Source organism: Pseudoalteromonas xiamenensis (genome assembly GCF_030994125.1).
GTDB classification, from domain to species: domain Bacteria; phylum Pseudomonadota; class Gammaproteobacteria; order Enterobacterales; family Alteromonadaceae; genus Pseudoalteromonas; species Pseudoalteromonas xiamenensis_B.
In genome coordinates, this window is the sequence record NZ_CP099917.1 from 404,559 (window position 1) to 419,595 (window position 15,037).

Here is a 15,037-nt window from a genome sequence, read left to right on the forward strand (position 1 = left end):
CTAATTAATCATCCGTCATAAGAATTTCTACTTGGTTACTCGCCAAGTTTTGATAATAAAGTGTACTTGCCAGAATGCGCGCACATGCCCGGTAGTTTAGCGCGATTTCAGGTACTTCTGCGAGCGCTTCCTGGGCTTTTTCCCCTTGCTCTCGAATTGCAGTATGAAGTGGAATTTCGGCAATCAACGGTACGCCATGGCGCATAGCCAACTGTTTTCCCCCATCACGACCAAATACGTCTGATTCTTGTCCACAATGCCCACAGATAAAATAACTCATGTTTTCAATTAACCCGAGTATTGGCATGTTTACTTTAGAAAACATCGCGATGCCTTTTTGTGCATCCGCGAGCGCTAAATCTTGTGGGGTCGTTACAATAACAGCACCACTCGCGGGAACTTTTTGTGACATGGTGAGCTGTATATCACCCGTCCCTGGAGGCATATCGACGATAAGATAATCGAGTTTCCCCCACGCGGTTTCATTGAGCAATTGATTTAAAGCCTGTGAGGCCATAGGCCCACGCCATACTGTTGCTTCACTCGCAGGAACCAGAAACCCTATTGATTGAGCTATCAAACCATGTTTTTCAAGCGGAAGCAGTGTTTTGTCATCTGACGCCAACGGTTTTGCATCTTCCAACCCCAGCAATTTGGGAATGGACGGTCCGTAAATATCACCATCAAGAACACCAACTTTTGCGCCTTCCTGTTTCAACGCGTAAGCTAGATTTATGGCCGTTGTTGACTTTCCAACGCCCCCTTTTCCAGAGGCAACCAACACAATATGCTGAATTTGTTTAAATTTGGGTGTATCTGGCAAATGTACCACTGTGGCTACTGAAGTGGACTTCGCGAGTGTTGAACTTAAAAACGAAGAAAGTGTCTCTGAGAGCGATTGCGCGGCAAATGGCAGAGTTAATTTTATCTCGACACTATCCGATTTGACAGACACATTTGTCACCCATTCTTTTGGAATTCCTAAGGGACATTCAGCGCTTTTAAACTCGCTCAGTGCGGCATAAATTTCGGAAGTTGTCGAGTCATCACTCGAAAACCACTTTTTAATATTGAACATGATAATAAAACACGTTTTCGTGGTGAAAAAGGCACGGGAATTATGTAACATTCAACACATTAAAACCAGTCATCTGTGACGTACGTCTTAACGTATTAGACGCAACCCACAAAATTATGAGCGACGGACAATTCGTATGACAAAGAGAAAAATTCTCATTACTAGCGCCCTACCTTACGCTAATGGGCCAACGCACCTTGGTCACCTATTAGAATATATTCAAACTGACATTTGGGCTCGTTTCCAAAAAATGCGCGGTCATGAAGCTTATTATGTCTGTGCGGACGACGCGCATGGTACGCCAATTATGCTTAACGCGCAGAAGCAAGGCATTACACCAGAAGAAATGGTGGCTAAAGTCAGTGTTGAGCGTCAACGTGATTTTTCTGACTTCCACATCGAATTCGATAACTATCACTCAACGCACAGTGACGAGAATCGCGAATTTGCAGAATTGATTTACAACCGCCTGAACGCAGCGGGCTACATTAAGAAACGCACAATTTCGCAACTTTTCGACCCAGAAAAAAGCATCTTCTTGCCAGATCGTTTCGTGACAGGCACTTGCCCAAGCTGTAAAGCCGAAAATCAAAATGGTGACAGCTGTGATGTCTGTGGCGCAACCTACGCACCAACTGAACTTATTAACCCACGTTCTGCTATGTCGGGAGCAGAACCTGTACTAAAAGATTCAGAACACTTTTTCTTTGACCTGCCCGCATTTGAAGACATGCTAAAAAGCTGGTTACGTAGCGGCAGTATTCAGCAAGAAATGGCGAACAAGCTAGATGAATGGTTTGCTGAAGGTCTACAACAATGGGATATCAGCCGTGACGCGCCGTATTTTGGTTTTGAAATTCCAAATGCGCCTGGTAAGTATTTTTACGTTTGGCTAGACGCACCTATCGGTTACATGGCTAGTTTCAAAAACTTATGTGATAAGAAAGGCATCGACTTTGATGCGTTTTGGGCAAAAGATTCTGACACTGAGCTTTATCACTTTATCGGTAAAGACATCATTTATTTCCACAGTCTATTCTGGCCAGCCATGTTAGATGGTGCTGAGTTTAGAAAACCGACGAATATTTTTGCTCACGGATTTATTACCGTGAATGGCGCAAAAATGTCAAAATCTAAAGGTACCTTTATCAAAGCACGTACGTATTTAGATCATTTAAACCCTGAATACTTACGTTACTACTACGCAGCCAAGTTAAATAGCGGTATTACCGACCTCGATATTAACCTCGAAGATTTTGCGCAGCGCGTAAATTCCGATTTAGTTGGCAAAGTTGTCAACATAGCGAGTCGTTGTGCTGGTTTCATCAGCAAGCGTTTTGATGGACAACTTAGTCCTGATGTTGCAGAGCCCGCGTTGTTTGACGAATTCTCCGCAGCAGCATCAACTATCGCGGATATGTATGAGAACAGAGAGTACAGCCGAGCAATTAGAGAAATCATGGCGTTAGCTGACAAAGCTAACCAATATATCGATGCGGCTGCACCTTGGGTTTTGGTAAAAAATGACGAAACTCAAAAACAAGCTCACGATGTTTGTTCAATGGGCTTAAACCTCTTTAAAGTGATAATGACCTATTTGAAACCCGTACTCCCAAACATGGCTCACAATGTTGAAGTATTCTTTGGCACTACGCTTAACTGGGACGAAGTCAGTACACCGCTGGTATCTCATCCAATTTCTGCATTTAAAGCACTAATGCAGCGAGTAGAAATGGACAAAGTAAATGCGATGCTTGAAGAATCAAAAGACAGCTTAAATTCAGCGCCTGCGATAGACCCGAATAGCCCTCTTGCGAAAGAACCGATTGAAGCTGAAATCGAATTTAACGATTTTGCAAAAGTTGATTTGCGTGTCGCTTTGATAGCAAAGGCCGAACATGTTGAAGGCGCCGAAAAACTCCTCAAGTTAACTCTTGATTTAGGTGGCGAAACCCGTCAGGTATTTTCTGGGATTAAATCTGCTTATACCCCTGAGCAACTCGAAGGGAAGCTCACTGTTATGGTGGCGAACCTTAAGCCACGCAAGATGCGCTTTGGTATGTCAGAAGGCATGGTGCTTGCGGCAGGCCCAGGTGATAAAGAAATTTATCTACTTAATCCTGATTCAGGTGCGCAACCTGGCATGCGAGTCATGTAAGTAAAGACATAGAGAAACAAAAAGGGCCAATTGGCCCTTTTTGTTTCTCTTATCTATGTTATCCACGGGCTAAGCAAAACAAACCCGTTATATATCCGTTTTTTAGCGATTCGAGTCTACTTTCACCTGAACCTGAGTGGTTCCCTATTTAAGCGCATTCGGGTCCAAAAACTCTTTTGATAGCCCTTTACTGTTATTTTCACTGCAAACTTTGACGCCTAAGTGCACGACACACTTAATGATCATATGAAAGGCAAAACCAAAGCTCGCCATCGGATACGTGTGCGACTTCGCCTTACCTTAGAAAGAGCTATTCTCTTTAAAAATCATAAAATTGCCAAAAATCACTACTTGTTAACTAAATATGGTTTAACCCTAAAATCACTCTGTTCTCCCACTAGACATTTCAGGTTTTTTTAAAGCTTCCCAAAGCGACGCCAAGCCCTGCGCCAATCGTTATTCCTAGCCCAACACTATCAAAGAAAAACTGGCCACATATAATGCCTACTCCCGCTCCTAGGGCGATTGCTAATCCGAGGTTTTTTGCGTTGTTTTTAAGATTTTCTGCCATTTAAATTTCCTCAATAACACAGTTATGCGCTAAACACCTTAATCTTCTTTAGATATTGATGACTCAATTACAAATTCGATGCAACTGTACTATAGTTCGCTTTCTGTTCAGTGTTTACATGCCGTAGCATCGATATACCTAATACGAAGAACCACACAATTTGCCCCAACCCAAACAGCGCGGTTGTGATGTCGAAAAATGAATTTGTTGAAAGGAATGAAAGCCCTGAAAATAATGTCAACACGCCTGACACACCTACCACTAACCCAATGTAATGCAACGCTTGATATAAAACCCGATATCGAATACCCACGTAACTTATAAGCAACACCCAAATAGCACCTACAAGCTCAATCCCTCCACCGAGAGCATCAACGAAGATGTTAACTGTATTACTGATCGTTAGTGCTTGAACCGGGTCTGTTACCTCATACTTGGCAAGTACACCAAGACTAGTTAAAAATACGAAACTACTTGCTAATACGATAAATGACCAAAGCATGCCAACAACAGCCGCATATTTCATCAATTCAGGAGAAAATGGCTTGAGCCAAGTATAGAGAGATTGTACTAACAAAATTAGCGTAAAACTGAAGAGCACGCCGATAACCACGTAACCAGCAAAAAATGCGTCCCTGTTCTGTACGATAAACGCGAGACGCGTTTGTGGTGTGGTATTAGAACTCGGATCTAATAATCCAAAAAATAAAACAAATCCAAATATATACGTCATCGCAAGTATGAGGGCTGCAACTCCACCGCCTTTTTTTATAGGCATTTTTTTATCCTTTTACGTCGATAAGTGCCACCAATGTACATTCTCCATTCCTAATTCAAGAATGAGAACGACCATCCTATTTTGGAAAATTAGCATAGACACTATTTAGCACCTAGTTTAGAAATGTATCTAGATGTTTATCCTTGTAATGAAAATTGGTTTTCTCTGGTCTTAGAATACAAAGATTCAAAATTAATTGGGACTTTCACGTGATTTTAACGGACGATGAACAACTTCTTGAAACTCGCCTTTGGGACGAAAACAAGGAAATAAAATGAAAATTATCTTTATTTTACTCTTTGTGTTTTCTGCTTCATCTTGGTCTGTTGAGATCACATGGGAGGGGCTAAACACCTTTTCTGAAAGTCAGCAATCCACGATGCGTAATTGGGTGCATTTTGGACTTAAAACCAATCAAACTGTTCTTGGCGATCTCAAGATTCATAATTTACACATTGATTTTAAAGGTCTTTATTTTGCCACTGAGCCAGTACCTTGGGCCTTTGTAAAAAGAGAGAATGTTGAAGCTATTGAACTTCATGTCTATCGTTATGCTTCGCTAGAGCGCTTAAAAAAGGATTGGACACTGTACCATGAAATCGTTCATCTCTATCATCCTCGCTTTGCAACTGAGCACTTTTGGATCAGTGAAGGACTCGCTACCTACTTGCAAAATATCATTATGATGAAGGCTAATATCATCACCAAACAAGAGTTTCGCAGCAGATTGTCCGCGGGTTTTGAACGTGGAAAACAGTCAACAAGGAAACATATTGGCAAGTTAAGTTCAATTTCAGATGAGATGTGGTCAACAAAAGCCTATCAACGCGTGTACTGGAGTGGTGCCGCTTTCTTTCTTGAGGCTGATTTGGCACTTAGGGAAAAAAACAATAAAACCTTGGTTGAGGTAATCCAGAACTATCAAAATTGCTGTAGAAAGAAATCTGATTCTGCGGCTCATTTCATTGAAGCACTAGATGCAATCAGCCAAAGTGCAATTTTCTCGACACTCTTTGCAAAATATCGAAATCGGCAAGATTTTCCTATCGTGTCAGCTGAGCAAATACGTCAAGTGAGTCAATGAGACCTTAATATCATGCGAGTTTTTAATTAAGTTTGATCAGCTTGCCTTTTCACAGCCAAGTTCAATTGCGCTGTCAATTGCGTTGAGTAATTGTGACACCAACTCGTCGATACGCGTGAAGTCTTGTTCTTTTAATGCAGAATCTAATGCTGTCGCTTTTTCTTGGATTGTATTGCAATCAAACATACCTGCTGTGCCTTTAACCGCATGAATTGAACGTCCTAGACCTTCATAATCCTGATACTTCGCTTGATTTTGAATCTGGACCTTTTGTTCATGTAATCCGCTAATGTACTTTTCTTGCAAACGAGCAAACTCGTCTTCAGGCAAGGATACTTCTTTTGGCGTCGGTGCGTTCAAATAATGGCTTACTTTCTTGGCAAAAACCTCTCGATCGATTGGTTTTGCCAGATGGTCAATAAATCCCTGTTTCAAATAGCGCTCAATTTCATGGCGCATCGTATTTGCTGTCAATGCAATTACGGGGGTGCTGCTTCCCGTAGCAAGAATAAAGTTTAGCGCCTGCTCTCCATCCATGACGGGCATCTGAATATCCATCAAGATAAGGTCAAACTCATCGTCTAAAACCGCTTGAACAGCTAACTGACCATTTTCAACACACGTTACATCGAGCCCCATTCGTTCTAAAATTCGCGAAATAAGCTTGCGATTATCTTCATGGTCTTCCGCTAATAATACTTTCCCTTCCAGAACCGTATTTTGTTCTTCTGCTCGATGATATTGTTGGTCCTGATAATCTCGATGAATTTCTTCAAAGTTGCTGATCCAACGCGTTTTATCGGTTGGGTAAAGTCCCAAAGTCAATGTAAACTCTGTTCCTGAACCCACCTCGCTTTTAACCTCAATATCGCCATCCAATTTCTGCGCTAAGCTCTTCGATATATTGAGCCCAAGCCCTGTACCACCGTATTTACGGCTCGTCGAAGAATCTGCTTGGTAAAAGGCTGTGAATAGCTGCTTCTGCTCTTGAGAGGTCATGCCGATACCAGTGTCTTTAACACTTATGAACAATCTATTGTCCGCCTGCTTCACTTCGATGGATATTTTCCCCACTGTCGTAAACTTCATTGCGTTAGACGTTAAATTCAATAGAATCTGACGAAGACGAGTAGGATCAATCACGATATAATCAGGTAATGGAAAATGATATTTCAATTCAAACTCAAGCCCTTTATCTCTTATCTGTTTACCCAATAAAGATTCGACTTGAGCAATCGTATCAAAAAGATTTGACTCTATCAGTTCAACTTCCAGTCTATTCGCTTCAATCTTCGACATATCTAAAATGTCATTGATTAACCCCAGTACGTGGCGAGCGTTTTGTAAAATGATGCCGATAGCATTGTTACGCTCATTTGGTTTTATGTCTCCAAGTACTATCCCATCTGCATAACCAATAATTGACGTCATTGGGGTACGAATTTCATGGCTCATATTGGCCAAAAAGCGACTCTTTGATTCACTTGCATCTCGCAGCTCTGACGCTAATTGCTCAAGTTCAAAAGTTCGTTTTAAGACTTTGGCTTCGAGGTTTTTATTCAGTTCCAAGTTATCATCATGTAGCAATCGGAATTTATCCGCCACCGCAAAGGCTAGCAACATGGCATCTAGTGCGGTACCTATAAGACCGAGTAAATACAGGTTAACAGTTAGCGGTGGCAAAATTCCTAAATTAGTCAAATTACCAACCATGTTTGGGATCATCATCGCCACGTACGCCAACACGAAATAACGAGCAGGCTTAAACCCATCTAAAATACACCGTACGCCTATATACAGTCCTAGGCAAAGGGCAACACCAGTGACCAACGTTGACCACAAAAAGCCAAATCCAGGGAATAAGATACAAAAAGGAACCCCCATCGTCGCGACAATGCCCACCAGCATTGACGCTTGCGCTAGATTCGGATGCGATTCTTTTAAACGAAGCAAGTTATTATAAAACAGGATATTGGTGATTGGCGTTAGCGCAAAACCGAGCCAATGAAGATGGGCAGAATAAACATTAAAGAGTTGGTCGGAAATATGGAAAAAGTGGCTCCACGCAAAAACCCAACATGCAGTAAATGCCGCGTAAAATAGGTGTGTTGTGTCTTTTGAGCCAAGGTAGATTAATAAGTTATACAGTCCGAGCACAATCCCTACGCCAAAACAAAGCGTCATAATGAGATTTTCAACAATGACCTGCTGTTTAAACTGCTCCACTGGCATAATGACCAACTTAGTTGGTGTGTAAAAGAAGTCGCTTTCAAGAAGTGTGACAAGGGTATAACGTTCGCCAGGCTTTAATCGAATCGTGTTTCCATAGTGAAATGCAAATTCATTTGGTGTATTTCCACCGGTCACATACCGCTCAACGCCTGACTTTGAATAAATACGGCTTTCTATCTTTGATACAACGGTATTGTACGGATATAAAACCAGTTCTTCGTAGGGTGACGCGTTGACTAAATCTAGAACCAACCAATATCGGCCGCCAAACAAACTGGTATTCTGAAGTTTAGGTAATGAAGAAGCCCACGTTGCAACATCCTCAAATTGACTTGGGAAACGCGTATGTTCGGCAGAGGCATAAAGGGTCGCCACAGTATGAAGGTTTTCACTTTGTTTATCTTCGGTGTAGACAAACTCTTTTGCCTCTGAAAAGCATGTAATTCCACTCAAAAAGAGACAAAAGACCAATAAAAAAATTCGCATGTGACGCCTTGTTATTAACTTCTTATTATAATGACATAATCAATAGGCATATTTCACACTGATCCCTAGTCTGCGCCCTTCTCCTTTAAAGTCCTCAAGCATACCTAAAAAGTTGCTCAAGTCGAACTTTAAATGACTATATTCTTCATTTAACAGGTTTTTCCCCCAAACACCAACAGTCCAATTGTCTTTGGTGTACCACAAATTCGCATGCCAAAGTGCGAATCCGTCTTGTTTTGCATAGTCACTCTCTTTCTGATCAAAAAAGTACTCGGACTGATAATCAACACCAACGTTAAACTTTATTGGGTACGTACTTAATGTATAGTACAAATCCGCGGTACCATTAAACTTTGAAGTAAAAGGAAGACGATTGTTTGTGAGTACGACTCCCGCTGGGTCGACAAATTCATCGAATTCGGCTTTAGGAATATAGCCAAATGTTAATGCCGTTTGCAGTTGTGGTGTTATCTGGTTACGAAGTTCAAACTCCGCACCGTAAATCGTCGATGTACCGACATTTTCCAGCAGTTGGAGTGGTAACTGATTAGGGTCTGACGATGGTTGATTCATGAAGACCTGCTGATCTTTATAGTCATACCAAAATACAGCCCCATTCGCGCTTGTCTGTTTATCTTGGCTGTTGAATCGAAAACCAAGTTCATGGGCGTTTAACGACTCAGGGCCATAGTAAGCAAGTTCAGCTTGTTCAAGACTTGATAAAAATCCGCCATTATACCCACCACTTTTTGTGCCTGTAGAGAAACTATAGAAGCCACTTAAAGATTCGTTAAAATGATGATTCCAAGCAAGTTTACCCGATAATTTTGTATCACTTTCATCGCCATTTACATGGTAAAAGGGAACCCAAACACCTTCTATCATCTGCGGAACTGGCACTACATTGAGATCTGCGACACTGTCATAGTCTAACGTCTCATGACTGATACGTGCGCCAATTGTGACGACATCATTTTCACTAAACAACCAATCATACTGAGTAAAAACGCCAAAATCTGAACTCTTAATTTCGTTGTCATATTTAAATGTTGCGGTAAGCGACGCTGGCGCAATGCCACGTAAATCTCTTAATATGTCATTTTCATTATCTTGATTAATTTCCTCGTGTTGCTGAAATAATCCAACGGTTAAATGTCCTGATTCAAACTGGCTCTGCAACAGTAATTCATTACTGAAAAAATCGTTATCAAGCCCAAGATACCCTTCACAAAGATTTGCAGGGCTGCCATCGCAATTGAAATGATGTAACCTATCTAATGTTGAGATCTGCGAATGCAGCGTAACGGTTGATCTATCGCTGAAAAACCATTGATATTCAATACTAAGACCTTTAGAGCGAGTATGGTGTGGAGAATGATTATTTACCGCGACATCCCAAAATGAATCACTACCATCATTGAAACCGAACCGATCATAACACTTAGTAGAGCCTGCATCTTCTGGTGAACACAAGACTAAGTTAACCGGATCAGCATAAACGCCTATGTTTCCTACAGGCTGAACAATACCATTCCAATGACCGTAACGTGCTTGCACATACAGCTCTGAATTGTCCCAAACTTGCTTTATACCTAGTCGAACATTGTTTTGTTCCATGCCTGCTTCTGGTGCAGCGACATATAAATTATCCGTCGTGTATTCGTACTTTTTGTGAGAAAAAGACAATCTCATGGCAAGATCTTTTGACCAAACGTAGTTTGCCGCACCTTCTGCTTCTTTATATGCATCGGTACCAGCACCTATTTGAAAATACCCTTCATTTTCAAATGTTGGCCTGACTGAACGAACCAAAATTGCACCACCGGTACTATTACGCCCGAACATTGTTCCTTGAGGGCCTTTTAACACTTCAATCTGTTCAACATCAAACAAATTGACCAATTGATTGTTGCCTGAACCTACGGGGTTACCATCGACATATATCCCGATCGGCGCCGTATTCGCTGTGTTGTAGTCGATGAGACCTACACCTCGAATATTAATTGTGGGGGTTGTACCCTCAGCAGCATTTTGACTAATCTTAAGATTTGATGAAAAACGACCAAGTTCTGTAACGTCTTTTATTCCATTATCATCTAGCATTAGTCCTTTAACTACCGTTACGGAAACTGGCACGTCACTAATCTGTTGATTTCGTTTTTGCGCATAAACTTCAATCACTTCAAGTTCATGAGCTGTTTCTGATTTGTCCGCTTCCATATTTGCAGACGCACCAAACGAACCGAAAACACTAAGTAAACCGAGTGTTATTGCAGAAAGTTTAAACATTGTACCCCCTCGCGCAGCGAGAAAGGAGGTGCATCATGCACCTCTTTATTAAAATTAGGGAAATCCTAATCACTTTGTCTGCTTTCGATTATAGACCAATTGCATTTTATGAAAGCAATTTTGTCGTTATTTTTTAGGTTTTTAAGTGTTTTTGGCTCATTTTAGAACAACTTGGCTACGAAAAAGGTTCAAAACCATTTTCACCCGATATTTCTAACTCCAAACCGCCAACTAAACGTGCCGTTTGCATACCCGCCATCACAGCCGCTTCAACACAACCCGCATTTACCCCTGTGGAAATCCAGTCTCCAGTAATAAACAAGTTATTGAAAATTGTGCCATCTGTTTTAAGCCGATATTGGCTAGACCCCTTGACAGACAATACGTAACGTTCCGTAGGGTCGACATTCGCACGCCAATATTGTGAATCCAAAGCGGTTGAATTTTCGTTTGTAAATAACACGGTCGTATCAAAGTCGCCGTTAACATAGGCGTTTGGCCACAGTGGCGCCATCTCATTATGTACTTTGTTTAACCAGTTTGTTTTTACTAACTCTTTCATTTTATTCGGAAAACTAAGGTCACTTTGTGGCGGATACTCACTGCAAGGAAGTGCGCTGCAAAAATACGCAATGTTTCTGGGTTCGTTTCCTTGTGGCCATTGCTCTTTGTCCAACAAATTAGCCATACCGGCCCACGTGTCAAACGGCTCAGAATATCCACTGAGAATTGGATGTTCGCCCGTTGAAGAACTCTGAAAACCCAGTTCATAGTCTGTTTTATTCAACCACAATTGGAACGCTTGTGTGGCAACAGCTTTAACTTGTGTAGCCTGCGCCTCAAACTTAGGATCAACCTTTAATAACGTGGGGCATAAATGCTTAATAGCAGCAACTGAAATACCAAAGATAACCTCATCAAAATCGAGGCCCTTAACGAGTGTTTTGCTTTGAGCTTCCTTATTAAAATAAGCTTGATACTTTTCGCGATAACCCGACCAAAACGACTCGAGATTAATATTTTCACTTTGTAAAAACTCAGCAACGTCCTCTCTAATCTGAGTGAAATCAGGCTCTGAAGGCCAGCAAGGTAAGCCTTTTACATCCACAAGTGGGCGATAGGATTCATGCTTCAATGGAGCTTGTTCTAGTATTTCAATTTCATTAACTTGCCACTGCCCAAATTCATCTTGGGCACAACGAAGTTGTTCAACTTCGTTAAAGAATTTAAATGTAACCCCACGCTTTTCTAATAGCTCGTAGATTGGGGAAAATATCACATCGCCCATACCACCTTGCATTTTCCACATCACACCGCCTTGATAGCACAGCATGATACGTAACATGGCTAGAATCGAAACACCCGCTTCGACGTTCGGTTTATCAAAATTACCGTCTTCGTAGCCGAATACTAAGTCGTAAAACCCTCTTACTGGCGCCGAATCAACAGCATATTGTTTATCGGCACCATTTCGCGTTAGCCATTCTTTAAAATCGTACTGGTTTAAATACCCAAATCCACGGTCATAAACCTTGTCTCGGATTAAACCCACAGTGACGGCGATGGCTAGATCCGCGCAAATGTATAGTCGACGTAAGTCGTCATTGTCATCAAGATGTTCAACGATTTCAGATTTTAACCAGCGGCGTATTTTCCTAACCAAATACCATACACTTAAACTGTCTTGTTTCTTTTGTTGCTTATCTTGTGCACGTAATGAAACAACGTTGTTGAGTTGTTCCATTAAAATTGATGGGGTACTCCAAATTTCCTGAGCTTCGTCTTTCACAGCATCAAACCAGGCATGAACGTCATCTTCAACATGGTTATAGGCTGATTTAACCTCTGTGACTAAATGCTGCAACAACGACCTATCTCGTGCTTTCTTAGTCTGTACTTTTGTTCTCATGTTCAAAGTTTTGGCTTTCGACTCCAATTCACCGACGAATTGGTGAAGCCATGCGTGAAGCATTTTAAGAATTTGCCAAAAGTGTAAGTCCAGTGTGCCGTCAGCAGGATTGCCATCAATTACGGGGAATTCGATAGGCCATGTTTTCCATTCACTGTTGATTGGCTCTTCTAGGACTACATAGCTGTGTGGTCTAAATGCTTGTTGCCAAGTCGCAAGCGGCACTGTTGCAGGTCGAGCCAACTCATCATAAACATATTCCATCGTACGAAAAGCGTTAACATAAGCACCAAACCAAACGTGCAGACCGTGTTCTTCAATGCGTTGGCCATATTGAGCGTTTCTACCACTTGCTCCTTTCCCACCTAATCGCCAACCCATTTGATAAACGGTCAATTCGTAGTGTTCTTGCCAGTCGGGTTTCGTTGTTAAATAAACTGCGGCAGTCATGGCTGACACACCACCACCTAAAATAGCAATTTTTTTCGCCATGACTAAATGCCTCGCTCAATGAGTTCTTTTGCACTTTGTTGGTCAAAGTCCATTAAAACGTAAAAGCCAAAATCGAGTTTCTGAGTACCCAATTGAACACCAAACATAGCATTTAATGGATAAGCATCCACTTGATTAACAGTTAGATTAAAGTCATGTTTTAACAAGCCAAGCTTATGCACTCGCTTTACGTCAGAAGGCGAATGCATAACGGCTTGATAAACCGCATTCGTGCCCTCTCCGTCTGGAAACTGTTTAAATAGAATTTGATCCATTTGTGGGTGAACAAAACCGGACAACAACTGCTTCAAAAACGCTAGAGAAACATCGACTTGTTTGTTCGCATCATGCAAAAAATCGGCAATGTGTGAGCCTAAATCGGCAATTTCTGAAAACCAAGATTCGTCACCTTCGATGCGATCAATCTCCAGTAATGTATGCCAGTCCATTTTGGTTTCAGGGGTGAAAGGTTGAAAGGTTTCCAGAGATAGGCTAAAACGCTTTGGCACTTGTGACAGATTTGGCATTTCATATCGGCACAAATATTTGTTGTAACCCCATGTCTCTCTTCCATTAATAAGCGCATTAATGTTATTAACCGTAATAAACGCGGGGAACCAATATAATCTCTTTATACGGTTATCAACTTTGTCAACTTGTGCAACAGGAAGCCAGAAAATGATGTCCGTTTCTTGCATCCAACCATAGTTTGAAAAAGGCGGTGTTTTTGATGCAATGTTTTCAATATCAGTGAAGGTCAACATTAAATTATCAGACATCGCTTTGAATTCGAAGTCAGGCGATTGAACAACATTCAATGTGTTATCAATATAAGTCTGGATCACGTTAAGGTCTCCTTTCACAAAGAAACCGTACATCAACGCATTAAGCATTCTACATGGTGGTTTCGCTACAGGGTTACCTAAAAAATGTTGGTACTGAAATGGGGGATGTTCACTCATTTGAATTCCTTGAGATGGCTTTGTGGTTAAGCTAGTTCAAATTGATGATGTTTTTTTGATTCACAATGCAATATTGCTGAACTTTTGCAAATTTCGGAAAAATGTTTAGATGCAGCAGCATTGAATTTAGAGGATTCCGGATTCATAAATCCTGAAGAATAACGCGTGCGATAGCAATGAACACCAGCCGTTTTGCCAAGCTTGCAAATGATATCTTGTAGATTTGCCGGTTTATCATAAGCGAAATACAAATCAGTTTTACAGGCAGGTTTAAGATTCGAAAAGTGTTCTATTTGATTTGGATAGAACCCCATGAAATGTTGCACTCGCTTAAGAGGGAGCTCAGACAGCGCCCGCCAAGTAGCAAGCGCACCTGCGCCAAACGCTACAATGACTGAGGGTTGAAACCGCATTATTGCTTCTTTGACTTTTTCACAATAGGTATCGTGGCCGCAGAGTCGATTATAGGTGTCTATTGCTTCGGACTCGGAACTAAAATGTTGAATTTCATTGAATGGTGAACACACTTCAACTTTACATAAAAACGGTGCCGAAAATGCGCTGAGTGCTGGTGTAATACCGTATTGGTCTGAAACGAGTAGCATCATCTTTGGGTGCTCTTTTTTATTATTTTAATTAGTACCTAAAACTTAGCAGAATAAGTTTTTATTTCAAATTAATAACATTTTTTAAACATCAAAATCTAAACACGTCGAAGTGAGAAAGCTAAGTTCGGAAAACTTTCTTGTTGTAGTCATCAAAAGATCATATTCCTACACAAAACTGTGTTCAAATTATGGAGATAAATATGAATCTACAAAAAGTTGAACAACACAACCATTACGTCATGCCGATACAATATATATCGGTGAACAAGTCACAAGTTATTGTGCGAGATCATTTCGGCATTAAAAACATCACCTTTTCTTGCACAAAAGATGCTCGGAACTACGCCAAATCACTACAGCTCATGTTGGAATTCTAACCGTTTGTTTTAA

At 41.1% G+C, this 15,037-nt stretch carries 11 protein-coding genes; 3 read left to right on the plus strand and 8 right to left on the minus strand.

The genetic code is table 11. From position 1 onward, the window contains the following. Positions 1-4: 4 nt before the first annotated feature. Positions 5-1,078, minus strand: a complete 1,074-nt coding sequence (apbC, locus tag NI389_RS01840) for an iron-sulfur cluster carrier protein ApbC (RefSeq protein WP_308362604.1) — start codon at positions 1,076-1,078, stop codon at positions 5-7. 136 nt (positions 1,079-1,214) lie between these two features. Here apbC and metG point away from each other — a divergent pair, with 136 nt between their 5' ends. Then, entirely contained in the window at positions 1,215-3,236 is a 2,022-nt protein-coding gene (gene metG / locus NI389_RS01845) for a methionine--tRNA ligase (protein WP_308361326.1), read from the plus strand. 406 nt (positions 3,237-3,642) lie between these two features. Here the strand turns inward: metG and NI389_RS01850 are convergent, their stop codons facing one another. Both NI389_RS01850 and NI389_RS01855 read right to left on the minus strand, forming a co-directional pair. After that, positions 3,643-3,807 (minus strand): hypothetical protein, encoded by a 165-nt coding sequence (locus NI389_RS01850; RefSeq protein ID WP_308361327.1) that lies wholly within the window; start codon positions 3,805-3,807, stop codon positions 3,643-3,645. A gap of 67 nt (positions 3,808-3,874) precedes the next feature. After that, on the minus strand, positions 3,875-4,585 hold the full coding sequence (locus NI389_RS01855; protein WP_308361328.1) for a DUF4386 family protein: 711 nt from the start codon (positions 4,583-4,585) through the stop codon (positions 3,875-3,877). Positions 4,586-4,859: 274 nt separating this feature from the next. On the opposite strand from NI389_RS01855, the gene NI389_RS01860 reads away from it, so the two are divergent. Next, the gene (locus tag NI389_RS01860) at positions 4,860-5,669 is read left to right on the plus strand and encodes a M61 family metallopeptidase (protein ID WP_308361329.1); all 810 of its coding nucleotides are present in this window, start codon (positions 4,860-4,862) and stop codon (positions 5,667-5,669) included. A gap of 36 nt (positions 5,670-5,705) precedes the next feature. On the opposite strand, the gene NI389_RS01865 is transcribed toward NI389_RS01860, so the two are convergent. The 5 genes from NI389_RS01865 to NI389_RS01885 all read right to left on the minus strand — a co-directional run bounded on the left by NI389_RS01865 (position 5,706) and on the right by NI389_RS01885 (position 14,647). Continuing rightward, positions 5,706-8,387, minus strand: coding sequence for an ATP-binding protein (locus tag NI389_RS01865; protein ID WP_308361330.1), 2,682 nt, complete (start codon positions 8,385-8,387; stop codon positions 5,706-5,708). Positions 8,388-8,426: 39 nt separating this feature from the next. Then, positions 8,427-10,676 carry a TonB-dependent receptor gene (locus tag NI389_RS01870; protein WP_308361331.1) on the minus strand — a complete coding sequence of 750 codons (2,250 nt, stop codon included), beginning with the start codon at positions 10,674-10,676 and terminating at the stop codon, positions 8,427-8,429. Between the two features lie 175 nt (positions 10,677-10,851). Further along, positions 10,852-13,077, minus strand: a complete 2,226-nt coding sequence (locus tag NI389_RS01875; RefSeq protein WP_308361332.1) for an NAD(P)-binding protein — start codon at positions 13,075-13,077, stop codon at positions 10,852-10,854. 2 nt (positions 13,078-13,079) lie between these two features. After that, positions 13,080-14,039, minus strand: a complete 960-nt coding sequence (locus tag NI389_RS01880) for an acetoacetate decarboxylase (RefSeq protein WP_308361333.1) — start codon at positions 14,037-14,039, stop codon at positions 13,080-13,082. A gap of 26 nt (positions 14,040-14,065) precedes the next feature. Continuing rightward, positions 14,066-14,647, minus strand: a complete 582-nt coding sequence (locus NI389_RS01885; protein ID WP_308361334.1) for a hypothetical protein — start codon at positions 14,645-14,647, stop codon at positions 14,066-14,068. 200 nt (positions 14,648-14,847) lie between these two features. Here NI389_RS01885 and NI389_RS01890 point away from each other — a divergent pair, with 200 nt between their 5' ends. After that, a complete protein-coding gene (locus NI389_RS01890) occupies positions 14,848-15,024 on the plus strand; it encodes a hypothetical protein (protein ID WP_308361335.1) in 177 nt (58 codons plus the stop codon). Positions 15,025-15,037: the final 13 nt, after the last annotated feature.